The sequence below is a fragment of the Microbacterium lacus genome (genome assembly GCF_002812805.1).
GTDB classification, from domain to species: Bacteria; Actinomycetota; Actinomycetes; order Actinomycetales; family Microbacteriaceae; genus Microbacterium; species Microbacterium lacus_A.
On the sequence record NZ_NMUM01000022.1, the window covers coordinates 83,246 to 109,814 of the forward strand.

Genomic DNA, 26,569 nt, shown 5'->3' on the forward strand with positions numbered 1-26,569 from the left:
CTAGGATGACCGCATGGGCTCGGAGGGTTTCGCACACGTGCGCTTCATCGGCTATGCGATTCCGACCGCCCCGGCGATGATCGTGCCCCTCGGCAACCCCGACCGCGGCTCCGCGATGGGCGGCACGTACCTCGGTCTCGGCGACGTGGCGGCGGATGTCGGGGGCAGACTCTCCGTCATGCGCGCGGCCGTGCACGCGGCCCGCGATGCGCTGCCGACGGGTGAGACCGACGTGTTGAACGTCTTCGTCGCGCCGGAGTTCTTCTGGCACGGCCCGCAGGGCCCATATCTGCACGCGTCAGGTGCGTCGGACCCCGTCGCCCACATTCTCGAACGCCTGGCGGCGGAGTTCCCGGCCGAGGAGTATCCGAACTGGGTCTTCGTCTTCGGCACCGCGGTGACCGCCGCGGCCGACGACCCCCACGAGGTGTTCTCGCGCCCGACGACGCGAGTTCGCAACGGCGTCGTCGCCGACCTCGCGCACCGGTACCGTCAGGCGGCGGCCGACGACGCCGCGAAGGTCTTCGACATGATCGACGACTACCTCCAGTGGGGCCACGCGCATGCGGTCGTCCAGGTACGCAATCGCGCGCTGATCTTGAGCGCCACCCCGCTCGGCTCGGCGGGGTCCGCCTTCGCGGCTCACGCCGCTACAACCGACAAGGTCTTCGACTCGGCCGAGGATCTCGTGCTGTGGGACGTCACGGGGCGTGAAGACGTTGTGACCGAGCAGATGTCCGCACACCCGTACGTCGACCTCTCGGCGGGCGATCTCAAGCGCGACCCGTTCGATGCACACGCGATTCTGCGGCTCGGGGCGACGGATGGCTCTGCCCCGGACATCGCCACCGACATCGCGGTCGAGATCTGCCTCGATCACGCCGACGCTCGCCTGCGGGGCGCGATGTCGCGCACACGCTGGCCCCGCGGTGATGGCGGCATCGACCTGCAGATCGTCCCCTCGTGCGGCGCTGCGCTTTCGCCCGGAGCGGTCGCCGCGGTCGCGGGCGGGTACGCGTTCAACGTCGACGGTCAGCTCGCGGTCGGCGACAGCATCTTGCCGACCGGTTCGGGCTCGGTCTTCGGAGTGCGAAGCGCGTACGGCAACTACATCGATCCCGCGAACCCGCGGTACCGGGCGCATACCCAGCTCGCGGGCGTCGTGAGTGCGGCGGTCGGGGATGACGGACGTTCGCCGAGCGCGACGGATGCCGAGCTCGCCCGCTTTGCGGATGACCTCGTGACGGTGGTGCCGGTCGTCGCCCCACCGACGCTGGACACGTTCTTCTCGGGTGGCCCGGGTGCCGTCCACATCTATGGGCTGAGAGCTCCGTTGCCGCTCGGGCCCGCGCGAGCGGATGCCTCGGCCCCGACATGATCTGTCAAGCCCGGCCCGCCGGCACGGCGTGCTCCCTAGGCTGGGGCGATGACGATTCCCACCCTCACTCTCCGTTCCGGCCACGACATCCCGCAGCTCGGTTATGGGGTCTTCAAGGTTCCCGCGGGCGACACCCAGCGAGCGGTCTCCGAGGCGCTGTCGATCGGATACCGTCACATCGACACCGCAGCGATCTACGGCAACGAAGAGGGCGTCGGTACCGCGATCGCGGCCAGCGGTATCCCGCGCGATGAGCTCTTCATCACGACGAAGCTCTGGAACGACCGCCACGACGGTGACGAGCCGAACGCCGCGATCCGCGAGAGCCTCGACAAGCTCGGTCTCGAGCACGTCGACCTGTACCTCGTGCACTGGCCCACACCCGCCGCCGACAACTACGTCCACGCGTGGGCGAAGCTCATCGAGCTGCGCGATGCCGGGCTGTCGCGCTCGATCGGGGTTTCGAACTTCGAGATCGCGCACCTCGACCGCATCGTCGCCGAGACCGGTGAGGTTCCCGCCGTCAACCAGATCGAGTTGCACCCGGCACACCAACAGCGCGAGATCGTCGCGTGGGGCCAGCAGAACGACATGCACATCGAGGCCTGGGGCCCGCTCGGACAGGGCAAGTACGACCTGTTCGGACTCGAGCCGGTGCACGAGGCATCCGTCGCTCACGAGAAGACGCCCGCCCAGGTCGTGCTGCGCTGGCACATTCAGAAGGGATTCATCGTCTTCCCGAAGTCGGTGCGTTCCGAACGGCTGCGCGAGAACGCCGACATCTTCGACTTCGCGCTCTCGGATGCCGAGATGGCCGCGATCGACGCGCTGGACGCAGGCGATGGTTCGGGTCGCGTCAGCGCGCACCCGAACGACGTCAACTAACGCCGATGACCTCTCGCCTCGACGACGCACGCAGCCCCTACCTGCGCGCGCACGCGGGCAATCCGGTCGCGTGGTACCCCTGGGGGCCCGAGGCTTTCGCCGAGGCGGCGCGGCGGGATGTGCCCGTTCTCGTGTCCATCGGCTACTCCACGTGCCACTGGTGCCACGTCATGGCTCGGGAGTCGTTCTCGGACGAGGCGATCGCGGCGCAACTGAACGACGGTTTCGTCGCCATCAAGGTGGATCGTGAAGAGCATCCGGATGTCGACGCCACCTATCTCTCCGCGGCCGCGGCATTCACGCCGCACCTGGGCTGGCCGATGACCGTCTTCGCGACCCCGACCGGCGTCCCCTTCTACGCGGGCACGTACTATCCGCCCGAGGCGCGGCCGCCGGTTCCGGCGTTCCGCGATGTGCTGACGGCGGTCCGTGAGGCGTGGACCGAGCGGCGGGACGAGGTCGACGGGACCGCGGAGGCGATCGCCGAGGCCCTGCGCGCCGCGGCGCAGAGTGGCGCCGGGTCGCTCCCGACGCTCGAGGATCTCGCCGGTGCTGCGCGCGCGGTCGCCGGGGCGGAGGATCCGGCGTACGGGGGCTTCATTTCCGGCGGCGCGGTCGACGCCCCGAAGTTTCCGATCGCGACGGTGCTTCGATTCCTGCAGGCGCCGGGCCTGGGGCAGGTCGCGCCCGAGGCGGCAGCGCTCGCCGCGCGCACCGTCCAGACGATGGCGGCATCGCCCCTGCGTGATGCGGTTGAGGGTGGATTCTTCCGGTATGCGACCCGCCGGGACTGGTCCGTACCGCACTACGAGCGCATGCTGACAGACAACGCGCAGCTGCTCGATGCGTCCGTCCGAGCGGGCGAGGAGGACGTGGCCGCGGGAATCGCCGCGTTTCTGATCGATGTGCTGCAACAGGAATCCGGTGGCTTTGGTGCGGCCCAGGACTCCGAGTCCGTGATCGAGGGACAGCGGAGCGAGGGCGGTTACTACGCACAGGATGCCGTGGGCAGGGAACACCTGTCGCCACCCGCCGTCGACGGGAAGGTTGTCACGGGCTGGAACGGCCTGGCCATCGGTGCGCTCGCCCGTTCCGGAGCCCGGCTCGATAAGCCGAGCTGGATCGAGGCGGCGGCGCGCGCGGCCGAGGACGTGATTCAGAACAACCTGCGCCCCGACGGCTCGCTCGTGCGTGCTTCGCTCGACGAGATCCCGTCGCGTGCTCCGGCCGTGCTGGCCGACTACGGCCAGTTCGCATCGGGACTGCTGGCGCTCTCGATCGCGGCGGCCGAGCCGGCGTACGCCGTGGCGGCGCGAACCCTCGTCGATCTGTGCGTCGAGCCCGAAACGCGCGCGGTGCGTGCGCCCGGCGGCGGTGACCCGGTGCTCGCGGCTCAGGGGATCACCGCGGCGGGCGAAGGTTCGGACGGCGACGAGCCCTCGGGCGACGCGGCCATCGCGGGAGCATGCCTGGACCTCTGGCTGCTCGGGGCGGGCGAGGAGTATCGCGCCCGCGCATCCGGGATCGTCGCCTCACGGGGTGCCGAGGCGCTCGGTCGGCCGCTGGGTTACGGTGCACTGCTCGCCATCGCGGTGGGCCTGGCGGCGGCCCCGCGACAGATCGTCGTTGTTTCGGATGATGCGGACGACCCGCTCGCTCGTGCGGCACGCGCCGCCTCTGCCGACGTCGTGGCGATCGTGCCGACGCATCGAGCCGCGCAGTTCGCGGGCGCGGGGTTCTCGTTGTTCGAGGGTAAGGCGCCACGCGACGGACGACCGACCGCGTACGACTGTCGGGCATTCGTCTGTCGACTTCCCACGACGGACCCTCGGGACATCTCGGGCTGAGAAGCCCTATTCGCCCGGCGCGATCGCGCTGCTGAGCCGGCGGAATGCCGAAGCGACGGCATCGCTTTGCTCGGGCAGCAGGCCGTCGAGAGCGTCGGCGCGGTGCGCGCGTGAGGTGGCGAACGCGGCGCGAATCGGGGAGTCATCCGGGATGGTGGCCGTGACACGGATGCTGCGACGGTCGGATTCGTGGGGTCGGCGTGCCAGGTATCCGCGGGTCTCGAGTCGATCGATGAGCGCCGTCGTCGCTGCGGTGGAGATCGCGAGCGTGCGGCTGATCTCGCTCGGACGCACGAGCGCGTCGGCCTGCTCGGCAGCGAGTAGCAAGCGGAGGACGACGATGTCATTGGCGCCCAGGTTCAGGACACCACGCAAATCGCGTTCCTCGGTCGCCAATGCCGCCTCGAGGGCGAGGAGCGCGTCGAGCGGGTCGATGCGGGTGTCGGCGGACACGTCGGGGCCCCTCTCGGTGATTGACGAGCGCGTGAGCCCCACAGCCTACGACAGATTAGCTTTTAGATTTAGCTAAATAAACGAGAGACTAGATGGACTAGCGGAAAGTCGTCAGGGCGACGGCCGCGAGCGCGACCCCCAGCGCGACGACGCCCATGCCGGTCGCGGCTGTCAAACCCAGACGTGCCATTCGCGGCTTGCGGCGCAGAAGCGCGTCGCTCGAGCGGCGTCCGAGTGCCGCCTTCGCATCGCTGAGTTCGAGATAGCGACCCACGGGCTCACCCCGCGCATCCGTCGCGACAAAGCCCCCGAGCACCTCGTCGATGCAGCCCAGAAAGTTGCCGCCACGGTTGCCGGCGATCAGACCCGGCCCGACCGATACCCAGACCGTTCGCATCCGTGACGGCGCGATGGGCGGTTCGACGAGTGCCATCGACCCTCCCGGAGCGCACATGCACGGTGCATCTAACGGAGTGCATAGAACGGATAGTTACTAGGCAAGTTACCTAAATCCGCGCGAGAGGCTGGATCCGACACGCGGGTCAGATCCAGCTGAACATCCAGTTGTGCAAACGCCAGAACTCGTACGGCACTTCGATTGCTGTCCAGAGCGGATACCAGAACACCGAGACCGCAACGGCCACGAGCAGGAATGCCGCGACGGCGCCCTGACCGCTCGTGCGACGGTCGGTCGGCGCATCCGATGGCCCGGCGATCCGGCGCAACGACAGCACGAGGGCGAGGATCAGGAACGGCACGATCACGATCGTGTAGAACTGGAAAATCGTCCGCTCGGGGTAGAGCAGCCACGGCACATAGGTAGCCGCAACGCCCGTGAGCACGAACGCCACCCGCCAGTCCCGTGAACGCCCGGCCCCCGGCCAGATCAAACGCACGGCCAGGAACACGATCGCCGCGACTCCCGCGTACCAGATCAGGGGGTTCGGGATGCTCGAAATCGCCTGCACGCACCCGCCGGCCATGTCGCATTCGTCGACGCCCGCGTCGGTCTTCTGCCAGTACATCGATGTCGGGCGCAGCAGGAGCGGCCACTGCCACGCGGGCGAGGCGTACGAGTGACCGCTGGTCAATCCGACGTGGAAGTTGTAGATCGCCTGGTGATAGTTCCAGAGTGCGAGGAAGGGATTCGCGTCCGAACCGCGGTCGTAGCCGCCCGGGGTGACGAGCCAACCGGTCCACGTCGTCAGGTAGACGAGGGCCGCCACCGGCACGAAGAGGAGGAACGTCGCGGGTCCCTGCCGGAGTGCGGCATCCGGAAGCCAGCGCCGGATCCCCGCACGCCGTCGTGCCAGGGAATCGGTCACAACAAGGTAGATGCCGAGGGCCGCCAGGACGTAAAGGCCCGACCATTTCACCGCGGTCGCGGCACCGAGAGCGGCGCCCGCGGCGAGGATCCACGGACGCGCCCACATCACGGGGCCCCACGTCGGTGGGTCGTCGCCGGATGCTGCGAGGGCGATGCGGGCCTGCATCCTGTCGTGGTCGATCAGGACGAACCAGAACGCCAGCAGCACGAAGAGCATCAGGAAGCCATCGAGCAGGGCGACGCGGCCGAGGACGATCCCGAGCCCATCCACGGCGAGCAGGAGTCCGGCGATGCATGCCCAGACGGTCGAACCGGTCAGCCGGCGGGCGATGAGGATCAGCACCAGCACGGCCGCGGTGCCCGCGAGCGCGGCCGCAAAGCGCCAGCCCCACGCGGTGTCCGCGCCGAAGATTCCGTAGCCGAGTGCGATCAGCCACTTGCCGAGCGGGGGATGCACGACGAAACTACCGTCGGTGAGAAAGCCCATCGTGTCGCCGGAGAGGAACGCTTCGTCGGCTCCGTCGGGCCACTTCGACTCGTAGCCGAGTTGCGAGAGGGTCCAGGCATCCTTCGCGTAATACGTCTCGTCGAAGACGAGAGCGTGCGGATGTCCCAGGTTGAACAGGCGCAGCACCGCCGCGAGCAGGGTGACGAGGGTGGGTGCGAGCCAATGCCAGAGCCCACCTACTACGGGTCGGGTCTGGAGCCAGAGCCTCAGACGCTCGAAAACCGTGGGGCGCGCGAGGGGCAGCAGGGGGTCGGTCGGGATGGGGCCGGTGCGTTCGGGGTCGAGGTCGCTGGCCGGCTGCACGCGACAAGCCTATGGGCGCCGGCTGTGAGCTCTGGCGCGACGGGGCTGCGTACATCTGAAAGGAACGAAGGGGGTCGACGGCCCGCGAACGCGGCGTGTCGGGCCCTTCTGGGGTCGTGGTTCCTTTCAGATTTACGGGTGTGCCGAGTAAGGGTGCGAAACTGACCGCATGCTGATCCTCGCCGCGACCCCGATCGGCAACCTCGGGGATGCCTCACGTCGTCTGGTCGAAACGCTCGAGGCCTCCACCGTCATCGCGGCCGAAGACACCCGCACCACCCAGCGCCTGCTCGCGGGTCTCGGAATCACGAACCGCCCGAGGCTGATCGCGTTGCACGACCACAACGAGAAGCAGCGCGCCGCCGAGATCATCGACCTCGCGGCCGAGCAGGACGTGCTCGTGCTGAGCGACGCGGGGATGCCGACGGTCAGCGACCCGGGCTTCGGCCTGGTCGCCGAGGCGGCGGCCCGCGGCGTGATCGTCACCGCGCTTCCCGGTCCGAGCGCGGTACTCACGGCGCTCGCCGTGGCGGGACTGCCGACCGACCGCTTCACCTTCGAGGGGTTCCCGGGGCGCAAGCAGGGTGAGCGCCGCTCGGCCTTCACCGCGCTGGCGCGGGAACCGCGCACGATGGTGTTCTTCGAGGCCCCGTCCCGGATCGCCGCGACCCTCGCCGATATGGCCGGTGTCTTCGGCGCCGACCGCCCCGCGGCCGTGTGCCGCGAACTGACGAAGATGTACGAAGAGATCAAGCGCGGCGGACTCGCCGAACTCGCCGCGTGGGCCGAGGGCGGCGTGCGCGGCGAATGCGTCATCGTGGTCGGCGGGGCATCGAACGCCCGGCCGCCACTTGCGGAAGCCGTCGCCCAGGTGCTCGAGCTCGTCGCCGCGGGCGGACGGATGAAGGATGCCTGCACCGAGGTCGCCGCGGCGACCGGACACGCCTCGCGCGAGCTGTATCAGGCGGCGCTCGCGGCAAAGTCCGACGCACAGCCCAAGTCCGACGCGAAGTCGGAGCCCGACGCAAAGCCGGGGTCCGGCGCACAGCCGAAGTAGCGTTGCGGGCATGAGCCGCCGCGGTGGGGTCGCCCTCCTTCTGATCGTCGGACTGCTCCTGGCCGGATGCGTCCCGGAGCCCGACGAGACAGACCGGGGACGGTCGTCCGCCGAGGCATCCGCTTCCGTGTCGCCAACCCCGCCCGAGGCGGCGATCGCGGTGCCCGACGACTGCGGCGACGTGCTGAGCGATACCGAGCTCAGCGAGCTGACGGGCCAGGAACAATACCTCGCCCCGACCCCGCCCTCGCTGGAGGCGCTGCCCGGTCCGCTCGCTCGCGAGACGGCCCAGGGCGCCGACGAACGCCGCGACTGCATGTGGTGGATCGTCGATGTCTGGGAGGGGTCGCTGCCGCTGTTCGTCTCGCGCACGAGCGCGGAGGCTCAGACGGCCCTCACCGACGGCCTGCGGACATCGACCCTCTACACCGAGACCACGATCGGGGGAGAGCTTGCCTTCACCTCGACGTACACCGACGAGATAGCCATTCACGAGGTCGTCTACGTCTTCGTCGATGACGTGTGGATCGCAGTGGTCGCGGCGGTCGAACCCGCGAGGGCGGTCGCGATCGCCGAGCGTGCGCTCACGGCTCTCACGGGCTGAGCGCCGCGGCGGGGTCCGCCGCCCCGGGCATTCGTCACACCGCGGAGCCGGCGCATCCGTCCCGCCTAGAATCGACGGGTGACTTCCGGCCGTTCGTTCTACATCACCACCCCCATCTACTACCCCAGCGACGTGCCCCACATCGGGCACGGGTACACGACGGTGGCGGTCGACGCCCTCGCGCGCTGGCACCGTCAGGCCGGCGATGACACCTGGATGCTCACGGGAACCGACGAGCACGGTCAGAAAATGATCCGCGCGGCGTCGGCGAACAACGCCACCCCGCAGGAGTGGGTGGACAAGCTCGTCACCGAGTCGTGGTTCCCCGTGCTGAAGACCCTCGACATCGAGAACGACGACTTCATCCGCACGACGCAGGAGCGCCACGAGACCCGCGTGCAGACTTTCTTGCAGGCGATCTACGACCGTGGCTACATCTACGCGGGCGAGTACGAGGCGCTGTATTGCGTGGGCTGCGAAGAGTTCAAGCCCGAGTCCGAGATCGTCGACGGCACCGGCCCGTTCGAGGGGCTCAAGGTCTGCGTCATCCACTCGAAGCCGCTCGAACTGCTGCAGGAGAAGAACTACTTCTTCAAGCTCAGCGAGTTCGCCGATCGGCTGCTCGAGCTGTACCGCGATGAGCCCGACTTCGTGCGCCCCGAGTCCGCGCGCAACGAGGTCATCTCGTTCGTGCGCAGCGGCCTGAAGGATCTCTCGATCTCGCGGTCGACGTTCGACTGGGGCATCGAGGTGCCGTGGGATGCCTCCCACGTGATCTACGTGTGGGTCGACGCCCTCCTCAACTACGCCACCGCGGTCGGCTACGGCGCCGATCCCGAGACGTTCGAGCGCCGCTGGCCGGCGTACCACGTGGTCGGGAAAGACATCCTGCGGTTCCACGCGGTGATCTGGCCCGCCATGTTGATGGCGGCCGGGCTCGACGTGCCGCGCGGCGTGTTCGCGCACGGTTGGCTGCTCGTCGGCGGCGAGAAGATGTCGAAGTCGAAGCTGACGGGCATCGCGCCGACCGAGATCACGGATGTCTTCGGTTCCGATGCCTATCGCTTCTACTTTCTCTCGGCGATCGCGTTCGGGCAGGACGGCTCGTTCTCGTGGGAGGACCTGTCGGCCCGCTATCAGGCCGAACTCGCCAATGGGTTCGGCAACCTCGCTTCGCGCTCGATCGCGATGATCGAGAAGTACTACGAGGGCATCGTGCCGCCGCCGGGGGAGTACACCGAGGCTGACGTGGCGGTGCAGAAGATCGTCGCGGATGCCGCGGCCACAGCCGACGCCGCGATCGACCGGTTCCGCATCGACGAGGCGATCGCCGCGATCTGGACGATCGTTGACGCTCTGAACCTTTACATCACGGAGAACCAGCCCTGGGCCCTGGCCAAGGATGACGCCCAGCGCGGACGCCTCGGCACCGTGCTGTACACGGCCGTCGAGGGGCTGCGCGCGCTTGCCGTGTTGCTCTCGCCGGTCACTCCCGAATCCACCGAGAAGCTCTGGATCGCGCTCGGCGCGGCCGAGAGCCTCGGGCGTCTGCGCGATCAGCCGATCCGCGAGGCCGGAGCCTGGGGCATCCTCCGTCCGGGCACGAGTGTCAACGGCCTGGCCCCGCTGTTCCCGCGCGTCGAGCAGAGCGTGTGAGCGACCCGTCACAGTACGTGCGTGAGCGCACGCAGGAGGGGCGGAAAGACATCCGCTATCCGGATGCTCCCGAACCTCTCGCCGTCGCGGTGTACGACAACCACTGTCATCTCGAGATCGCGGACGGCGAGACGGGGCTGACCCTCGACGAACAGCTCGAGCGCGCCGGCGAGGTCGGCGTGATCGGTGTCGTGCAGGCCGGGGGCGACATCGAGTCGAGCCGGTGGTCGGCGTGGGCCGCGGAGTCACACCCGCGCGTGCTCGCAGCCGTCGCGATCCACCCGAACGAGGCGCCGGCCTACGCGGTCGCCGGTCGGCTCGACGAAGCGATCGCCGTCATCGACGAGCTCGCGGCCCAGCCGCGCGTGCGCGCCATCGGTGAGACGGGCCTGGACTTCTTCCGCACCGAAGAGGCGGGCCTGCCCGCGCAGTTCGAGAGCTTCGAGGCGCACATCGCGCTCGCGAAGAAGCACGACATCGCGATGCAGATCCACGATCGCGACGCCCACGACGCCGTCCTCGAGACGCTCGAGCGGGTCGGCGCGCCCGACCGCACGGTGTTCCACTGCTTCTCGGGCGACGACGCCATGGCGCGCATCGCCGCGGACCGCGGGTACTATCTCTCGTTCGCGGGCAACGTCACGTTCAAGAACGCGCAGAACCTGCGTGACGCGCTCGCGGTCACCCCGCGCGAGCGGATCCTAGTCGAAACGGATGCCCCGTTCCTGACCCCCGTGCCGCATCGGGGCCGCCCGAACGCGCCGTACCTGATCCCGGTCACCGTTCGGTTCATGGCTGCCGAGCTAGGGATCGACCTCGACGAACTGTGCGCCCAGCTCGCCGCGAACACCCTCGCCGTCTATGGCCCCTTCGACGCGTAGCCGACCGGGGCTCCGCTGTCGCAGATCGACCTATCCGACCCGGCGGAGGGTCGATGTGTGACAGCGGAGCGGGGCGGTACTCCCCTCAGCGGGCGCGGGCGGCCTTCGCGGCCGCGCGGTCGTCGGCCGCCGCGGTGAAGAGGGTCTCGGTCTGTTCGAGCTCCATGCCCTTGGTTTCGGGGATGCGCAGCAGCACGTAGAAGAACGACAGGGCCGCAAACACCGCGTACATCAGGTACGTGATCGGCAGCGACCATCCGGACATCGCCGGGAAGCTCACCGTGATGAGGAAGTTCGCGATCCACTGCGCACCCGCCGCGACTCCGAGCGCCTTGCCGCGAATGCGGCTCGGGAAAATCTCACCGAGCAGCACCCACACGAGCGGGCCCCACGAAGCACCGAACCCGATCACGAAGAGGTTCGCGGCGACCAGAGCAATCGGCCCCCACGCGCCGGGAAGCGATACCTCTCCATCGACCGTCTCGGCGAAGGCGAACGCGAGGGCCATGGTGCCGAGCGAGACCGCCATCATCACCGACCCGGTCAGCAGGATCGGCTTGCGACCGACGCGGTCGACCAGCACGATCGCCACGATCGTCACCGCCACGTTGGTGACAGAGGTGATCACGCCGATCAGCAGCGAATTCTGCTCGGTGAAGCCCACGGCCAACCACAGTGTCGTCGAGTAGTAGAAGATCACGTTGATGCCGACGAACTGCTGGAACACCGACAGGATGATGCCGGTCCAGACGATCGGCTGAAGCCCCAGCGCCTTGCCTCGGAGCGAGACGCCCCGAGACTTCTTGTCTTGTTGGATCTTCTGGTCGAGCTCGCGCATCGTCTGCTCGAGGTCGGCCTCGGGGACGAGACGTGCGTAAACCGCGCGGGCCTCGTCGTAGCGTCCCTTCGCGATGAGGAAGCGGGGCGATTCGGGCATCGTGAACGCCAGCACGCCATAAACGAGCGCGGGAACGGCCTCGACGAGCAGCATCCACCGCCACGCCTCAAGACCGAACCACAGTTGTGACGAGGCGCCACCGGCAACGCCCGCGAGAACGGCGTTGGAGAGCAGGGCGCCGAAGATTCCGAGGGTGATCGCCAACTGCTGGAGCGAGCCGAGCGTGCCGCGGATCTGTCGTGGCGCGACCTCGGCGATGTAGGCCGGCGCAACGACGGAGGCGATTCCGATGCCGAGGCCCCCGATGAAGCGCCAGATCGTGAGGTCGACCGCGCTGAAGGCGAGTCCGGAACCGATGGCGCTGACGAAGAACAGCACGGCGCCGATCATCATGACCCGCAGGCGACCCCACCGGTCGCTGAGGACTCCGGCGAGCACCGCGCCCAAGGCGCAGCCGAGGAGCGCGATCGCGACGACGAATCCCGTGACGACCGCGTTGAGGCCGAACTGATTCTCGATGGACGCGACAGCGCCGTTGATGACCGACGAATCGAAGCCGAAGAGGAATCCGCCGACCGCCGCCGCTATGGAGAGCCCCACCGCCCGTCTCCCGAAGGGGCTCTTCATCGAGAACGCTTGCGTGGGGATGGCTCCGGTGCTCACGACGGACACATTACCCCGGACGGTGGAGGGCGGGACGCATCACCTCCCGGGCGAGCACGGACCGCCCCGATGTGAACATCATGTGACGATCCGCGGGGGGCCACGGCCTAGGCTGGGCGCATGTCGGTGACACTCCTCGGCGCATCCGAGATTCGCCGACTCGCGGCCGAGCTCGACGTGACGCCCACCAAGAAGCTCGGTCAGAACTTCGTCGTCGACGCCAACACCGTGCGCCGGATCGTGCAGATTGCCCGCGTCACCGAGCGCGACCGGGTCGTCGAGGTCGGGCCCGGGCTCGGGTCCCTGACTCTTGCGATCCTGGAGGCCGGAGCATCCGTCACCGCCGTCGAGATCGATCATCGGCTCGCGGCCCGCCTGCCCGAAACGGCGACGGCACACGGGGTCGCCGATGGCGCGCTCACGGTCGTCGATGCAGACGCGCTTCGGGTGACCGAGCTCCCGGGCGACCCGCGCGTACTGATCGCGAATCTGCCGTACAACGTCTCGGTGCCCGTGCTGCTGCACCTGCTCGAGCACTTTCCGGATCTCGAGCGTGGCGTCGTGATGGTGCAGTCGGAAGTGGGGGAGCGGCTCGCGGCGCCCCCCGGGTCGAAGATCTACGGTGCGCCGAGCGTCAAGGCAGCCTGGTACGGAAGATGGCGGCTCGCCGGAATGGTCTCGCGGCAGGTGTTCTGGCCCGTGCCGAACGTCGACTCGGTGCTGGTCGCCTTCGAGCGCGATGCGCAGCCGCGGGGGAGCGGCGACGACCGACGCGCCGTGTTCGCCATTGTCGATGCCGCCTTCCAACAGCGACGCAAGATGCTCCGTCAGGCGCTCGCCGCGGTTCTCGGGGGAAGCGCCGCGGATGCCTCGGCGATCCTCACGGCGGCGGGCGTCGCACCCACAGCACGAGGCGAAGAGCTCGGCATCGACGAGTTCGAGCGCATCGCCGCGGCTTTGCGCAAGGGGGCGCCGGGATCCGTCGGCATCGCTAGCCTGGACGGATGAGCGACAGCGTCAGGTTTCCCCCCGCATACGAACTCCACCGCCCCTACGCGGCAGCGGAAGACCGCTACAGCGGCACCGACTACCGCCAGGTCGGCACCTCGGGCCTCTACCTTCCGCCGATCTCTCTCGGCCTGTGGTGGAACTTCGGCGACAACATCCCGTTCGACAACCAGCGCTCGCTGCTGCGCGGAGCGTTCGACCGCGGCATCACGCACTTCGACCTGGCCAACAACTACGGTCCCCCATACGGCACCGCCGAGACGAACTTCGGACGGATGATGCGGGAAGACCTCGCGCCGTACCGCAACGAGCTCATCATCTCGTCGAAGGCGGGCTACGACATGTGGCCCGGCCCGTACGGTAATCACGGTTCGCGCAAGTATCTGATCGCGTCCGCCGAGGAGTCGCTCACACGGATGGGTCTCGACTACGTCGACATCTTCTATTCGCACCGCGCGGATGCCGTCACGCCCATCGAGGAAACCGTGGGCGCGCTCGACACCCTCGTGCGCCAGGGCAAGGCCCTCTACGTCGGGATCTCGTCATACAGCGCGGAACGCACGGCGGAAGCCGCCGCTGTGGCCCGCTCGCTCGGGACACCGCTCGTCATCCACCAGCCCTCGTACTCGATCCTGAACCGCTGGATCGAGGACGGCCTGACGGGAGTGCTCCGGCAGGAGGGCATGGGTGCCATCGCGTTCACGCCGCTGGCCCAGGGCCTGCTCACCTCGAAGTACCTCGGCGACGGATCGGCCGAGCGTGCGCAAAAGCGTGGGTCGCTCCCGAGCGGACGGCTCTCGGATAGCGCCGTCGCGAAGCTGCGGGGCCTCGACGTCATCGCCAAGGAACGCGGTCAGACCCTCGCGCAGCTCGCGCTGCAGTGGGTGCTGCGCGACGGAGTAGTTTCGTCGGCGCTCATCGGGGCATCCCGCACGGAGCAGCTCGACGAGAACATCGCGGCGCTGTCGGGACCCGCGTTCGACACCGAAGAACTCGAGCAGATCGACGCGCTGTCGGACTCTCTGGACGTCAACCTCTGGGCGGAGTCGTCTGACCTGTGAGCACCGCCGGCCCCCTGCTGCCCGACGCGGCGCGCGTGCACGTGCGCGCGCCGGGCAAGGTGAACGTCTTTCTCGAGGTCGGCCGGGTCATGGACGACGGGTACCACGAGTTGGCGACGGCCTTCCAAGCGGTGTCGCTGTACGAGGATGTGTGGGCCACCGCATCCGATGATTTCTCCGTCTCGGTGCACGGCCCCGTCGACACCTCCGGCGTCCCGCTCGACGATCGGAATCTCGCGGTTCGCGCCGCGCGGTTGCTCGCGGGCAAGACGGGCTACGAGGGTGGTGTGCACCTCGAGATCCGCAAGGGTGTGCCCGTGGCGGGTGGCATGGGTGGTGGCTCGGCGGACGCGGCCGCGGCCCTCGTCGCGTGCGACGCGCTCTGGGACACACGCCTGACGACCACGCAGTTGCAGGGCCTGGCCGCGCGGCTGGGGGCCGACGTTCCCTTCGCGCTGCAAGGTGGCACGGCCGTCGGTACGGGGCGCGGCGACGAGCTGAGCCCCGCTCTGGCTCGCGGTCGGTTCGAGTGGGTTTTCGTGACGGATGATGGGGGCCTGTCGACCCCGCAGGTCTACGCCGAACTCGATGCGCATCGCGAGCGAGCCCAGACCGACATCGCGCCGGCGGCCCGTCAACCGGTCGTCGATCCGGATGTCCTGCACGCGCTGCGCGCGGGGGATCCCATCCGGCTCGCGGCTTCACTGCGAAACGATCTACAGGTCGCCGCGCAGAACCTGCGCCCGGATCTCGTGGCGCGCATCGAGGAGGGGGAGCGCGCGGGAGCGCTCGCCGGCATCGTCTCGGGCTCGGGCCCGACCACGGCGTTCCTCTGCGCCGACGCCGAGGCGGCCCTCGACGTGCGCGTTGCCATGTCGGCGTCTGGCCACGTCGCGTTCAGCGCGCACGGGCCCGTGCCCGGCGCCCGCGTCATGCCCTGACACCAGCGCCGCTCGCCCAGCCCGTGGCGCATCGCGTCGGTCGCCGAGATCGCCGCTTTTCGTCGAGTCCCCCGGATGGTTGCGGTGGCCACCCGGCGGGCTCGCGAGCTACGAGCGATCTCGGCGGTGGGAGGCGGAGCGTGACGTCGCCTGACGCTCGCCCCTCTCCTCCCGTAGCCGGTTCAGGAGGGGTTTCGCAAGCCTGGCCCCCGTGTCGGCGAGGGCCGCTAGGCTCGGACGCACCGCTCTCCGAGGAGGAACGATGCGCGCAGTCGTAGGCGACCTGGTGGTCGCAGAAGCACCCGAAGAGGACCTGGTCCGGATCGAAGGCAACTGGTACTTCCCCCAGTCGAGCCTGACCGAAGGGCTGCTCGTCCAGAGCCCCACTCCCTACACGTGCCCGTGGAAGGGTGCGGCACAGTACTGGCACCTGCAGACGGACGACGGACTCATCGAGGACGTGGCGTGGAGCTACCCCGATCTGTACGACGGCGCCGTCGAGCGCGTCGGCCGCGACTTCGCCGGCCACGTCGCCTTCGGGAAGGATGTCTCGGTCGTCCCGTGACGGCTGAGCCCCGGCGATGATCGAGTTCCGCTCGGTCTCCAAGGAGTATCCGGACGGCACCGCTGCCGTCGATGATTTCTCACTCATCATTCCCGCGCACAAGACGACCGTTCTGGTCGGGTCGTCCGGCTGCGGCAAGACGACGCTGCTGCGGATGGTCAACCGCATGGTCGACCCCACGGCCGGAACGATCGAGATCGACGGCGAAGACATCCGGTCGCGCAACGCCGTTGAACTGCGCCGCAGCATCGGCTACGTCATGCAGAATTCGGGCCTTCTCCCGCACATCACGGTCATCGACAACATCGCCACCGTGCCCGTGCTGCAGGGCACGCCGCGCCGCGATGCCCGCGAGCGAGCGCGTGAACTGATGGACACGGTGGGACTGGATGCCTCGCTCGCAAGCCGCTACCCGGCACAGCTCTCGGGGGGTCAGCAGCAGCGGGTCGGTGTCGCACGTGGACTCGCTGCCGACCCGAACGTCTTGCTGATGGACGAGCCCTTCGGCGCCGTCGATCCCATCGTGCGTGCCGAGCTGCAGAACGAGCTCATCCGCCTGCAAGAGGGACTCGGCAAGACGATCATCTTCGTCACGCACGACATCGATGAGGCCTTTCTGCTCGGCGATCAGGTCGTGCTGCTGCAGAAGGGCGCGAGCGTCGCCCAGGTCGGCAGCCCCGACGAGATCATCGAGAACCCCGCGAACGACTTCGTCGCGAGCTTCATCGGCGCCGACAAGGGCAAGCGCGCGCTGAGCCTGCGCGAAACCCCGCACGGCACGGTGGTGATCGACGCCGAGGGCCGCGCGCAGGGCGCGCTCGTGAATCAGGTGCCCACGTGAACTGGGTGCTCGACAATCTCGACCTGATCGGCGAGAAGACCCTGTTGCACCTGCAGCAGAGTGTCATCGCGATCGTGATCGGATTCGTGCTGTCGGTGCCGCTCGGGTGGGTCGCCTTCCGCTACCGCCTGCTGCGGAGCGGCCTCATCACGGTGACGGGCCTGCTGTACACGATCCCCTCGCTTGCGCTGCTCATGCTGTTGCCCGCACTGTTCGGCTACAGCGCGATCAGCCCGACGAACCTGATCATCGCCCTGACGATCTATGCCGTCGCGATCATGGTCCGTTCCGTGTCGGACGGTCTGCAGTCGGTCGACCCGGCCATCCGCCAGGCGTCCACGGCGCTGGGATACGGGTCGTTCCGCCGATTCTGGGCCGTCGAGTTCCCGCTCGCCGGGCCCGTCATTCTGGCGGGGCTTCGCGTGACGGTGGTCAGCACGATCTCGCTCGCCACCGTCGGCATCCTGATCGGCGTCGACAATCTCGGCTACCTCTTCACCAACGGGCTGCAGCGGCGCATCATCCCCGAGGTGCTCGCGGGCGTCGTCGCGGTCGTCGTCATCGCCCTGATCCTCGACTACCTCTTGGTTCTCGCGGGCCGGGCACTCATGCCGTGGGCGCGCAAACCCAGCCGCCGCGACACGCGCAGCGCCCGGCGTGCCCAGAGGGCGACCGCACCGGTGGGGGCCGCCGCATGAACCTCTTCGCCGAGACCCTGGCGTGGCTCATGAACCCCGAACGGTGGTCGGGGCCGCTCGGCATTCCGGTCGCCATCGCCCAGCACCTGGGCTTCACGTTCTTGGCGGTCCTGGTCGCGGCGGTCATCGCCATCCCCGTCGGCTGGGCGATCGGCCACACGGGTAAGGGCCGCGAAATCGCCGTCGCGATCTCGGGTGCGGCGCGCGCGATCCCGTCCTTCGGCCTGCTCGTACTGCTGGTGCTGCTCATGGGTGTCCTGCAGACGCAGGCCGCCGCCGTGATCACGTTCGTACTGCTCGGCATCCCCTCGATCCTTGCGGGCGCCTACGCCGGCTTCGAGGCGATCGATCGTCGTGTGATCGACGCCGGCCGGGCGATGGGCATGACCGAGTGGCAGATCCTCTGGCGCATCGAGGTCCCGCTGGGTCTGCCACTGCTCGTGTCGGGCCTGCGCGCCGCAACCCTGCAGATCGTCGCAACGGTGACGATCGCCGCCTACGTCGGCCTGGGCGGGCTCGGACTGTACATCATCCAGGGCATCAACCTGAATCGCTTCGACCAGGTGCTCGCCGGGGCGATCCTCGTCGCCGCCCTCGCGTTGGTGCTCGACGCGTTGTTCGCGATCGCCGAGCGGATGGTGGTCCCGCGCGGCGTGCTCGCCGGACGCAGCGGCGGCGCGGGCCCGGCGCGCGGCAAGCGCCGCGATCGTGCAGCACGTCGGCCATCCGTCCAAGCGTCACCCGCCTGAACGTCCCGCCTGAATACCCGGCCCCCAGACCCGCACCGTTCCATCACCGTCCCACCCACAGAGAGAAGAACAGCACCATGAACACAGCGAAAAAGAGGTTTGCCATCGGCGCGCTCGCGGCGATAGCGGCGCTCGTGCTCGCGGGTTGCTCCTCCAGCAACCCGCTCGAAGAGGAATCCGCCGCTGGCGAGGTGTCGAGCGACACGATCGTCATCGGCTCGCAGGCGTACTACTCGAACGAGATCATCGCCGAGATCTATGCCCAGGCTCTCGAAGGCGCCGGGTTCGATGTCGAGCGCCAGTTCAACATCGGTCAGCGTGACGCCTACATGCCGGAGATCGAGTCGGGGGCCATCACCCTCTTCCCCGAGTACAGCGGCAACCTGCTGCAGTACTTCGACGAAGACACAGAGGCCCGCACCCCGGAGGACGTCTACGCCGCCCTCCAGGACGCGCTGCCCGAGAACCTCGCGGTGCTCGACCAGGCCGAGGCGAGCGACCAGGACTCGTACACCGTGACCGCGGCGTTCGCCGACGAGAACGGACTGACCACGATCGCCGACCTGGCGAACGTGACCGTGCCTCTGACGTTGGGCGGCCCGCCGGAGCTCGCCGAGCGTCCGTACGGTCCGACCGGCCTCGCCGACACCTATGGCGTCGAGGTGACGTTCTCACCCACGGGTGACACCACGGTCGAGAACCTGGTCGCCGGCACCGTCAACGTCGCGAACGTCTTCACCGCCGACCCGCGCATCCAGACGCAGGACCTCGTCGTTCTCGAAGACCCCGAGGGTCTGTTCCTCGCGTCGAACGTCATCCCGGTCGTGAACGCCGACGTCGCCGACGAGATCGCCGACGTCATCAACGCCGTGAGCGCCGCGCTCACCGCCGACGCCCTGGTCGCGCTGAACGTCCAGAGCACGGAAGACGAGATGTCCCCGGACGACATCGCGGCCGCCTTCCTCGAGGAGAACGGTCTCGTCTGAGTCCTGACGTCTCCTCGCGAAGCGCCCGGTGGCCCCGGTCGTTGAGCGAGCGCAGCGAGACGAAACGACGGCCCCACAGACCCGCGTAGCCTAGATCCGATATGGCTCATCTTCTCGGGGCTGAGGCCCTGCACCTCGAATTTCCCACCAAAGTCGTCTTCGACTCCGTCTCGCTCGGCGTCAACGAGGGCGACCGCATCGGCATCGTCGGCCGGAACGGCGACGGCAAGTCGAGCCTGCTCGCAATGCTCGCCGGCCGCCTCGAGCCCGACGGCGGACGCGTGACCGTGCGCGGTGGTGTGCGGATCGGTGTGCTCGACCAGGGCGAGACCCTCGACGACGGCGACACCATCGGGGGCGCCGTCATCGGCGACACCCCCGAGCACGAGTGGGCGGGCGATCCGCTTGTCCGCGATGTGGTCACGGGGTTGCTCGGCGACCTGCCCTGGGCGGCGAAGCTCGGCACTCTCTCGGGTGGTCAGCGCCGCCGGGTTGCGCTCGCGCGCCTGCTGGCGGGGGACTGGGACATCCTGGCCCTGGACGAACCCACGAACCATTTGGATGTCGAGGCCATCGCCTGGCTCGCCGAGCACCTGAAGCGCCGGTGGTCCGCGAACTCCGGCGGGCTGCTCGTCGTGACACACGACCGGTGGTTCCTGGACGAGGTCTGCAACACCACCTGGGAGGTCCACGACCGCATCGTCGACCCCTTCGAGGGCGGTTACGCCGCATACATCCTGCAGCGGGTCGAGCGAGACAGGCAGGCGGCGACGATCGAGGCGCGCCGGCAGAACCTCGCGCGCAAAGAGCTCGCGTGGCTGCGCCGTGGGGCGCCCGCGCGCTCCACCAAGCCCAAGTTCCGCATCGACGCCGCCAACGAACTCATCGCCGACGTGCCTGAGATCCGCGACCGGGTCTCGTTGCAGTCGCTCGCGGTGACGCGGCTCGGCAAGGACGTCGTCGACCTGCTCGATGTATCCGTCTCTTACGACGGCGTGCCGGTGCTGAACGACGTCGAATGGCGCATCGCGCCTGGCGAGCGCACCGGAATCCTCGGGGTGAACGGCGCCGGCAAGTCGACGCTGCTCGGCCTCGTCGCCGGGACTCTCGAGCCGACCACCGGTCGGGTGAAGCGCGGGAAGACCGTGAAGGTCGCGACCCTCACCCAGCAGATGGACTCGCTCGAGCCCCACCTCGGTGATCCCGTCCGGGTCGTGATCTCGGGCCTGCGCACCAGCTACACGATCGGCACGGGGTCCAAGGCGCAGGACCTCACACCGGGTCAACTGCTCGAGCGCATGGGCTTCGCATCCGAGCAGCTCTCGACGCCGGTGAAGGACCTCTCGGGTGGACAGAAGCGCCGCCTGCAGCTGCTGCTCATCCTGCTCGACCAGCCGAACGTGTTGATCCTCGACGAACCCACGAACGACCTCGACACCGACATGCTCGCGGCGATCGAAGACCTGCTCGACTCGTGGGCCGGCACGCTCATCGTCGTGAGCCACGACCGGTACTTCCTCGAGCGCGTCACGGATCAGCAGTACGCGATCCTCGACACGCGTCTGCGCCACCTGCCGGGCGGTGTCGAGGAGTACCTGCGTCGTCGCCGCGAGCAGCAGAAGGCCGGCGGAAGCCAGACGTCCGCCGCCGTCGGTGCCAAGGCCGCGGGACTCAGCGGGGGCGACTTGCGCACGGCGCAAAAGGAACTGGCCTCGATCGAGCGTCGGATCGCGAAGGTCGATGCCGAGATCACGGCGAAACGCACGGCCCTCGCCGACCACGATCAGGCGGACTTCGTCGGCCTCGGCGCGAAGATGGCGGCGATCGGGCAGCTCGAGAGCGAGAACGTCAGTCTCGAGGAGCGTTGGCTCGAGCTGTCGGAACAGCTCGAGTAGTCGGGTCGCCAGCTCCCGCACCTGCGCCGCGTACGGTGTGGCGCGTCAGTGGACGGCGTAGTTCAGGATCATGATCGCGAAGCCGAGGACGGCCGTGCCGATGGCGCCGACGATCCGTACGAAGCGCCCGGCGCCGCGGCGCGCATAGGCCGAGTAGCCGAGCACGCCGAGCACGAGGGTGGCGACGAGCAGAGCGAGGCTCACCGAGTCATCCGCATCCATATGCGTCGTCGCCCCGGCGATCAAGACCAGCGTCGACGGGATCGCGGCGTACAGCATCCCCGCGGATTCCCGCACCCCGCCCTCGAGCGCGTTCCAGAAGCCGTGGTCGCCGTGGTCGCTCAAGGTGTGGGCGAACACGTGCGCGATGAAGAAGATGATCAGCGAGATGAACGAAACGATCAGCACCTCGAGGCTGTCGGTTGATTCGTCGGAGACACCGGCGATGAGTGCCGAGTAAAGGATCAGGCCGTAGACGGCCGAGGGGCCGCCGAAGACCCGGCGCAGCCAGCCGCGAAAGCCGGCCGGGCTCGAATCGGTCGCGTTCGTCATGTCACCCTCTCGTCGGTGCTGTTCGTGGGCAGTGTTCGTTGGCGATGTTCGTTGGCAACGCCGGAGTCGTTCATTCGGCGTCGAAACCCAGGCTGAGCTTGCGCAGCAACCCCGCGAGTCTCTCGCGGTCGGAGCGCGAAAGTTCAGAGAGCAGGTGCGATTCGGCATCGACCAGGCGCGTGATTGCGGCGTCGACGCGCGTCCGGCCCTCGTCGGTGAGGGTCACCAGGATGCTTCGCCCATCGCCCGGGTCTGCCTCGCGCCGCACGAGTCGGCGCCCGACGAGCCGGTCGATGCGGTTGGTCATGGTGCCGCTCGAAACGAGTGTCTGCTGCAGGAGCTGCTTCGGGCTGAGCTGGAACGGCTCGCCCGCGCGGCGCAGCGCGGACAACACATCCCACTCCCACGAGACGAGCTCGCTGCGCCCGAACGCGGCACGGCGTGCGCGGTCGAGGTGTCGCGAAAGTCGATCGACGCGGGAGAGCACCTCGAGCGGCGAGAAATCGAGGTCCGGACGCTGCGCGGTCCACGCGGCGACGATCCGGTCGACTTCGTCGCTCTCGCGTGGCATCCCCCCATCATCGCGGATGTCCCGACTTTTCACCCCAAGCGGCGCCATGGGGTGAAAAGTCGGGACATCGAGGAGAGGGGCCGCGAGCGGGAGTGCGTCACGCCCCGCTCTGGCAGACTTGAGGGGCGGCCCGTGGTGGCCGCGGTCCGCCGTGGTGTAACGGCAGCACGACAGCCTTTGGAGCTGTTAGGTCTAGGTTCGAATCCTGGCGGCGGAGCATGACTGATCAGAATCTCGCCATCGTCGTCCTCGCCGCGGGTCAGGGCACACGGATGAGGTCGCGAACGCCGAAGGTTCTGCACCGGATCGGCGGCAGGTCTCTCCTGCAACACGTGCTCGACACGGCAGGGACGCTCGACCCCGATCGGCTGCTCGTGGTCGTGCGTCACGAACGTGATCTGATCGCGGACGCGGTGCAGGATGTCGCACCCGAGGCGGTCGTCGTCGATCAGGACGAGATCCCGGGCACCGGTCGCGCCGTGCAGGTCGCGCTCGAGCAGCTGACGGAGTTCGGCGGAGACATCCTGATCCTGAGCGCGGACGTGCCCTTGCTCGACGGGGAGACCCTTGCGGAACTGGTCGCCGGGCACCGCGCGGCGGAGGCTGCGGTCACCCTGCTGAGTGCGCGCGTCGATGACCCGACCGGGTATGGGCGCGTCATTCGCTCGGGCGACGGCGGTGTCGTCGGCATCGTCGAGCAGCGGGATGCCTCGCCCGAGGAGCGTGCGATCGCGGAGATCAACGCCGGGGTCTACATCTTCCAGTCGGCGCCGCTCCGGCGCGAGATCGGTGCCCTCGGTGACGACAATGCGCAGGGCGAGCGGTACCTGACGGATGTTGTCGCACTGTTCCACACCGCAGGCATGACGATCGGCGCGACGCTCGCGCCCGACCCGACCGCCGCGCTCGGCATCAACGACCGCGTACAGCTGGCGGCGGCGGCGGCCGAGCTCAATGCCCGCACGGTTCGCCGCTGGCAGCTCGAGGGCGTCACCGTGCAGGACCCCGCGACGACGTGGATCGATGTGACCGCGTCGCTCGCGCCCGACGTGACGGTGCTGCCGAACACCCACATCCTGCGTGCCACGAGCATCGCGGAGGGCGCCATCGTCGGCCCCGACACGAGCCTCGTCGACTGCGAGGTGGGCGAGGACGCCACGGTCACGCGCACCGATGCGACGCTCGCGGTGATCGGCGCCCGCGCGACGGTCGGACCGTTCGCGTACCTGCGTCCCGGGACGTACCTCGGCTCGCGTGGCAAGATCGGCACCTTCGTGGAGACGAAGAACGCGCGTATCGGGAACGGCAGCAAGGTTCCGCACCTGTCGTACCTCGGTGATGCCGAGGTCGGGGTGGGCGCGAACGTCGGCGCCGGCACGATCATCGCGAACTACGACGGGGTCGAGAAGCACCGCACCGAGGTGGGCGACCACGTCCGCACCGGGGCGCACAACGTGTTCGTCGCGCCGGTTAGGATCGGTGATGGGGCCTATACCGGTGCCGGTACGGTCGTGCGGAAGGATGTTCCGCCGGGCGCGCTCGCACTCACCGTGGCCTCGCAACGCAACGTCGAGGGCTGGGTCGCACGCAACCGACCTGGCACTGCAGCGGCTCAGGCCGCAGAGAAGGCCCCCAATGGCTCGCAAGAAGAAGACGGTTGACCTCGATCGAGACCTGGACATCGCGCCCGGACTCGTCGCCAAGACGAAGAAGCGGCTGGTCGTCGTCTCGGGACGCTCCGCTCCCGCTCTCGCCGACGAGGTAGCCGAAGCGCTGGGCATCCAGCTGGCACCGACCGAGCACCGTACCTTCGCGAGTGGCGAGATCTACACCCGCTTCGAGGTCTCGATCCGCGGGTGCGATGTCTTCGTCATCCAGTCGTTCGGTCACCCGGTCAACGAGTGGCTCATGGAGCTGCTCATCATGCTCGATGCCCTGAAGCGTGCATCCGCGAAGCGCATCACCGTCGTCGCTCCGTACTACCCCTACTCCCGTCAGGACAAGAAGGGCCGGGGACGCGAGCCCATCAGTGCGCGCCTCGTCGCCGACCTGTTGCGCACCGCCGGAGCCGACCGCGTCATGAGCGTCGACCTGCACGCCGCGCAGATCCAGGGCTTCTTCGACGGACCCGTCGACCACCTCTTCGCCAAGCCCGTCCTGCTGGAGTACTTCCAGCGGACGCTCTCGCAGGCCGACCGCTCCAAGCTGACGGTCGTCTCTCCCGACATGGGCCGCGTCCGCGTTGCCGACACCTGGTCGGACAGCCTGGGTGCGCCGCTGGCGATCATCCACAAGCGTCGCGACCCGAAGGTCGCCAACAAGGTCACGGTGCACGAGATCGTCGGTGATGTCGAGGGACGCGTCTGCCTGATCGTCGACGACATGATCGACACCGGTGGCACGATCGTGAAGGCCGCCCAGGCGCTCAAGGCCGCGGGCGCCGAGCGCGTCATCGTCGCCGCGACCCACGCGGTCTTCAGCGATCCGGCATCCGAGCGCCTGCAGGACGTCTCGATCGACGAGGTCGTCGTCACCGACACGATCCCGCTGTCCGAGAGCCGTCGCTTCCCGGGCCTGACGATCCTCCCGATCGCGCCGATGCTGGCCCGCGCCATCCACGAGGTCTTCGAGGACGGCTCTGTCACGAGCATGTTCGACGGCGCGGCCTGAGCTACTCGCTCGGGACTGATTCACGCTCAAAGATTCTTCATAGGATCCTCAAGGAGGATCGGAGAAACGGCGCTCTACGCTCGGGATCACCGGCACAGAACGCCGGCCCATCCCCGAAGGAGCCCCTGATGATCCGCGACACCTTCGCCCCTCGCCCGCTTCGTATCAGCGCCGCACTGATCGGTGTCGCCGGAACGTTGACGCTCGCCGGATGCAGCACTGCCGCAGCCGACACGACGGATGCCGCGAGCACCGAGGCCTCATCGTCCACCGAGTCGTCGACCGACACCTCGACGGGGACCGACGCCTCGGGCGCCGCATACGTCGACGGCACCTACACGGCGACGGGCTCATATCAGACCCCCGAATCGGTCGAGAAGATCGAGGTCACGATCACGCTCGCGGACGACATCATCACCGCGGTCGAGGTCTCGGGCGACCCGCAGGCATCCGAATCCGAGCGGTACCAGTCCGAGTTCATCGGCGGAATCGACGACGAGGTCGTGGGTCAGAACATCGACGACATCTCGGTCGATCGGGTCGCCGGGTCATCGCTCACGAGCGGCGGCTTCAACGACGCGATCGACGCGATCAAGGACGAAGCGGCGGCCTGACCGTGGCCCCGTCGTCGAGCATGCCGCCCGGCGCCGCGGTGCCGCTCGCGGAGACGTGGGAGTTCGATGCGATCGGCACGCATTGGCGCATCGACACGGTCGACGAACTGCCGGGCGACGCGCGTGCGGCGGCGGATCGTGTCATCGGAGCATTCGATTCCGCATGGTCGCGCTTTCGCCCGGACTCGCTCGTCTCGCTGCTCGCGCGCGGGGGTGGGCCCGTTCCGGTGCCGCCGGATGCTGCGGCGATGCTCGACGCGTTCGAAGAGGTGTCGCTCGCGACATCCGGGGCGGTGAATCCGCTCGTGGGCGCCTCGCTTGATCGCTTGGGTTACGACGCCGCCTATTCGCTTCGGGCAGGGGACCCGCTTGCGGCACCCTCGAACTGGCCGACGCGAGTGCGGTGGCGCGACGAACGCCTCGCGCTCGCCGAGCCCGCGATGATCGACGTGGGCGCGCTCGGCAAGGGCCGTCTGGTCGATGTCGTGGCGCGCGCGCTCGAGCCCTGGACCGACGGCCGGGCGGTGGTCGACGCGAGCGGAGACCTGCTCGTCACCGGCACGACGCAACGCATCGGGCTGGAGCATCCGTTCGATGCGAAGCGCGCGATCGGCGTGTGGGAGGTCACGGATGCTGCTCTCTGCGCCTCAGCCGCGAACCGGCGGGCGTGGGGCGATGGGCTGCATCACGTGCTCGATGCGCGCACCGGTGTGCCGGTGCGCACCGTCGCGGCGACCTGGGTCGTGGCCGACACGGCGATGCGCGCGGATGCCCTGGCGACAGCGCTCTTCTTCGACGGCGGTGACGAACTCGCTCACCGGTGGGGTGCTGAATGGGTACGGATGCTGACCAATGGGCGGGTGGAGTGGTCGCGCGGATGCTCCGCGGAGCTCTTCACGCGGACCGCTAGCGTGGCGTGAGGTCGCGTGCCGGGTGGCTTGGCAGCGTCGACGGACTG

At 68.6% G+C, this 26,569-nt stretch carries 26 protein-coding genes and 1 tRNA gene; 21 read left to right on the top strand and 6 right to left on the bottom strand.

What is annotated here, in order from left to right; genetic code table 11:
- Positions 1-13 precede the first annotated feature (13 nt).
- From CGU34_RS06735 to CGU34_RS06745, 3 genes are read left to right on the top strand one after another with little or no spacing between them, the layout of a single operon-like run.
- On the top strand, positions 14-1,378 hold the full coding sequence (locus CGU34_RS06735) for a hypothetical protein (RefSeq protein ID WP_100813664.1): 1,365 nt from the start codon (positions 14-16) through the stop codon (positions 1,376-1,378).
- A 48-nt stretch (positions 1,379-1,426) separates the two neighbouring features.
- Positions 1,427-2,263, top strand: coding sequence for an aldo/keto reductase (locus CGU34_RS06740; protein WP_036295664.1), 837 nt, complete (start codon positions 1,427-1,429; stop codon positions 2,261-2,263).
- Positions 2,264-2,268: 5 nt separating this feature from the next.
- Positions 2,269-4,110 carry a thioredoxin domain-containing protein gene (locus tag CGU34_RS06745; protein WP_036295667.1) on the top strand — a complete coding sequence of 614 codons (1,842 nt, stop codon included), beginning with the start codon at positions 2,269-2,271 and terminating at the stop codon, positions 4,108-4,110.
- Positions 4,111-4,116: 6 nt separating this feature from the next.
- Here the strand turns inward: CGU34_RS06745 and CGU34_RS06750 are convergent, their stop codons facing one another.
- From CGU34_RS06750 to CGU34_RS06760, 3 genes are all read right to left on the bottom strand, one after another.
- Positions 4,117-4,563 carry a MarR family transcriptional regulator gene (locus CGU34_RS06750; RefSeq protein WP_051513009.1) on the bottom strand — a complete coding sequence of 149 codons (447 nt, stop codon included), beginning with the start codon at positions 4,561-4,563 and terminating at the stop codon, positions 4,117-4,119.
- Positions 4,564-4,660: 97 nt separating this feature from the next.
- Positions 4,661-4,996 carry a hypothetical protein gene (locus CGU34_RS06755; RefSeq protein WP_036295670.1) on the bottom strand — a complete coding sequence of 112 codons (336 nt, stop codon included), beginning with the start codon at positions 4,994-4,996 and terminating at the stop codon, positions 4,661-4,663.
- A gap of 109 nt (positions 4,997-5,105) precedes the next feature.
- Positions 5,106-6,701: a dolichyl-phosphate-mannose--protein mannosyltransferase gene (locus CGU34_RS06760; RefSeq protein WP_232711571.1), complete on the bottom strand. Its 1,596-nt coding sequence runs from the start codon at positions 6,699-6,701 to the stop codon at positions 5,106-5,108.
- A gap of 169 nt (positions 6,702-6,870) precedes the next feature.
- Between CGU34_RS06760 and rsmI the strand changes: the two genes are divergently transcribed.
- From rsmI to CGU34_RS06780, 4 genes are all read left to right on the top strand, one after another.
- Positions 6,871-7,758, top strand: a complete 888-nt coding sequence (rsmI, locus tag CGU34_RS06765) for a 16S rRNA (cytidine(1402)-2'-O)-methyltransferase (protein ID WP_081766145.1) — start codon at positions 6,871-6,873, stop codon at positions 7,756-7,758.
- Between the two features lie 10 nt (positions 7,759-7,768).
- Positions 7,769-8,362, top strand: a complete 594-nt coding sequence (locus CGU34_RS06770) for a hypothetical protein (RefSeq protein ID WP_036295673.1) — start codon at positions 7,769-7,771, stop codon at positions 8,360-8,362.
- Between the two features lie 78 nt (positions 8,363-8,440).
- The gene (gene metG / locus CGU34_RS06775) at positions 8,441-10,018 is read left to right on the top strand and encodes a methionine--tRNA ligase (RefSeq protein WP_100813665.1); all 1,578 of its coding nucleotides are present in this window, start codon (positions 8,441-8,443) and stop codon (positions 10,016-10,018) included.
- Positions 10,015-10,899, top strand: coding sequence for a TatD family hydrolase (locus CGU34_RS06780; RefSeq protein WP_100813666.1), 885 nt, complete (start codon positions 10,015-10,017; stop codon positions 10,897-10,899). The genes metG and CGU34_RS06780 overlap by 4 nt, the downstream gene beginning before the upstream one ends.
- Positions 10,900-10,984: 85 nt before the next feature.
- Here the strand turns inward: CGU34_RS06780 and CGU34_RS06785 are convergent, their stop codons facing one another.
- Positions 10,985-12,424 (bottom strand): sugar porter family MFS transporter, encoded by a 1,440-nt coding sequence (locus CGU34_RS06785; protein ID WP_100813763.1) that lies wholly within the window; start codon positions 12,422-12,424, stop codon positions 10,985-10,987.
- 156 nt (positions 12,425-12,580) lie between these two features.
- On the opposite strand from CGU34_RS06785, the gene rsmA reads away from it, so the two are divergent.
- The 9 genes from rsmA to CGU34_RS06830 all read left to right on the top strand — a co-directional run bounded on the left by rsmA (position 12,581) and on the right by CGU34_RS06830 (position 21,204).
- Complete coding sequence (gene rsmA / locus CGU34_RS06790; protein ID WP_051513125.1) at positions 12,581-13,468, top strand: 16S rRNA (adenine(1518)-N(6)/adenine(1519)-N(6))-dimethyltransferase RsmA; 888 nt, start codon at positions 12,581-12,583, stop codon at positions 13,466-13,468.
- Entirely contained in the window at positions 13,465-14,529 is a 1,065-nt protein-coding gene (locus CGU34_RS06795) for an aldo/keto reductase (protein WP_036296532.1), read from the top strand. Before rsmA ends, CGU34_RS06795 begins: the two co-directional genes overlap by 4 nt.
- Positions 14,526-15,470, top strand: coding sequence for a 4-(cytidine 5'-diphospho)-2-C-methyl-D-erythritol kinase (locus tag CGU34_RS06800; protein ID WP_269800291.1), 945 nt, complete (start codon positions 14,526-14,528; stop codon positions 15,468-15,470). The genes CGU34_RS06795 and CGU34_RS06800 overlap by 4 nt, the downstream gene beginning before the upstream one ends.
- A gap of 262 nt (positions 15,471-15,732) precedes the next feature.
- Positions 15,733-16,035, top strand: a complete 303-nt coding sequence (locus CGU34_RS06805; RefSeq protein WP_100813667.1) for a DUF427 domain-containing protein — start codon at positions 15,733-15,735, stop codon at positions 16,033-16,035.
- Positions 16,036-16,051: 16 nt separating this feature from the next.
- Positions 16,052-16,876 (top strand): ABC transporter ATP-binding protein, encoded by an 825-nt coding sequence (locus CGU34_RS06810; RefSeq protein WP_100813668.1) that lies wholly within the window; start codon positions 16,052-16,054, stop codon positions 16,874-16,876.
- Positions 16,873-17,574, top strand: coding sequence for an ABC transporter permease (locus tag CGU34_RS06815; protein ID WP_100813669.1), 702 nt, complete (start codon positions 16,873-16,875; stop codon positions 17,572-17,574). Before CGU34_RS06810 ends, CGU34_RS06815 begins: the two co-directional genes overlap by 4 nt.
- On the top strand, positions 17,571-18,323 hold the full coding sequence (locus CGU34_RS06820; protein ID WP_100813670.1) for an ABC transporter permease: 753 nt from the start codon (positions 17,571-17,573) through the stop codon (positions 18,321-18,323). Before CGU34_RS06815 ends, CGU34_RS06820 begins: the two co-directional genes overlap by 4 nt.
- Before the next feature lie 77 nt (positions 18,324-18,400).
- On the top strand, positions 18,401-19,309 hold the full coding sequence (locus tag CGU34_RS06825) for an ABC transporter substrate-binding protein (protein WP_100813671.1): 909 nt from the start codon (positions 18,401-18,403) through the stop codon (positions 19,307-19,309).
- Positions 19,310-19,410: 101 nt separating this feature from the next.
- Positions 19,411-21,204, top strand: coding sequence for an ABC-F family ATP-binding cassette domain-containing protein (locus tag CGU34_RS06830; RefSeq protein ID WP_100813672.1), 1,794 nt, complete (start codon positions 19,411-19,413; stop codon positions 21,202-21,204).
- A gap of 45 nt (positions 21,205-21,249) precedes the next feature.
- Here the strand turns inward: CGU34_RS06830 and CGU34_RS06835 are convergent, their stop codons facing one another.
- Both CGU34_RS06835 and CGU34_RS06840 read right to left on the bottom strand, forming a co-directional pair.
- Positions 21,250-21,756 (bottom strand): hypothetical protein, encoded by a 507-nt coding sequence (locus CGU34_RS06835; RefSeq protein WP_100813673.1) that lies wholly within the window; start codon positions 21,754-21,756, stop codon positions 21,250-21,252.
- A gap of 70 nt (positions 21,757-21,826) precedes the next feature.
- The gene (locus CGU34_RS06840) at positions 21,827-22,327 is read right to left on the bottom strand and encodes a MarR family winged helix-turn-helix transcriptional regulator (RefSeq protein ID WP_036296521.1); all 501 of its coding nucleotides are present in this window, start codon (positions 22,325-22,327) and stop codon (positions 21,827-21,829) included.
- A 145-nt stretch (positions 22,328-22,472) separates the two neighbouring features.
- Here CGU34_RS06840 and CGU34_RS06845 point away from each other — a divergent pair.
- The 5 genes from CGU34_RS06845 (at position 22,473) to CGU34_RS06865 (ending at position 26,531) form a co-directional block, all read left to right on the top strand.
- Positions 22,473-22,544: transfer RNA gene (locus tag CGU34_RS06845), tRNA-Gln, on the top strand.
- Position 22,545: 1 nt separating this feature from the next.
- Positions 22,546-23,988 carry a bifunctional UDP-N-acetylglucosamine diphosphorylase/glucosamine-1-phosphate N-acetyltransferase GlmU gene (glmU, locus tag CGU34_RS06850; RefSeq protein WP_100813674.1) on the top strand — a complete coding sequence of 481 codons (1,443 nt, stop codon included), beginning with the start codon at positions 22,546-22,548 and terminating at the stop codon, positions 23,986-23,988.
- Positions 23,963-24,997, top strand: coding sequence for a ribose-phosphate diphosphokinase (locus tag CGU34_RS06855; protein ID WP_036296519.1), 1,035 nt, complete (start codon positions 23,963-23,965; stop codon positions 24,995-24,997). Before glmU ends, CGU34_RS06855 begins: the two co-directional genes overlap by 26 nt.
- 128 nt (positions 24,998-25,125) lie before the next feature.
- Positions 25,126-25,611 carry an FMN-binding protein gene (locus CGU34_RS06860; protein WP_100813675.1) on the top strand — a complete coding sequence of 162 codons (486 nt, stop codon included), beginning with the start codon at positions 25,126-25,128 and terminating at the stop codon, positions 25,609-25,611.
- 20 nt (positions 25,612-25,631) lie between these two features.
- Positions 25,632-26,531 (top strand): FAD:protein FMN transferase, encoded by a 900-nt coding sequence (locus CGU34_RS06865; RefSeq protein ID WP_100813765.1) that lies wholly within the window; start codon positions 25,632-25,634, stop codon positions 26,529-26,531.
- Positions 26,532-26,569 lie beyond the last annotated feature (38 nt).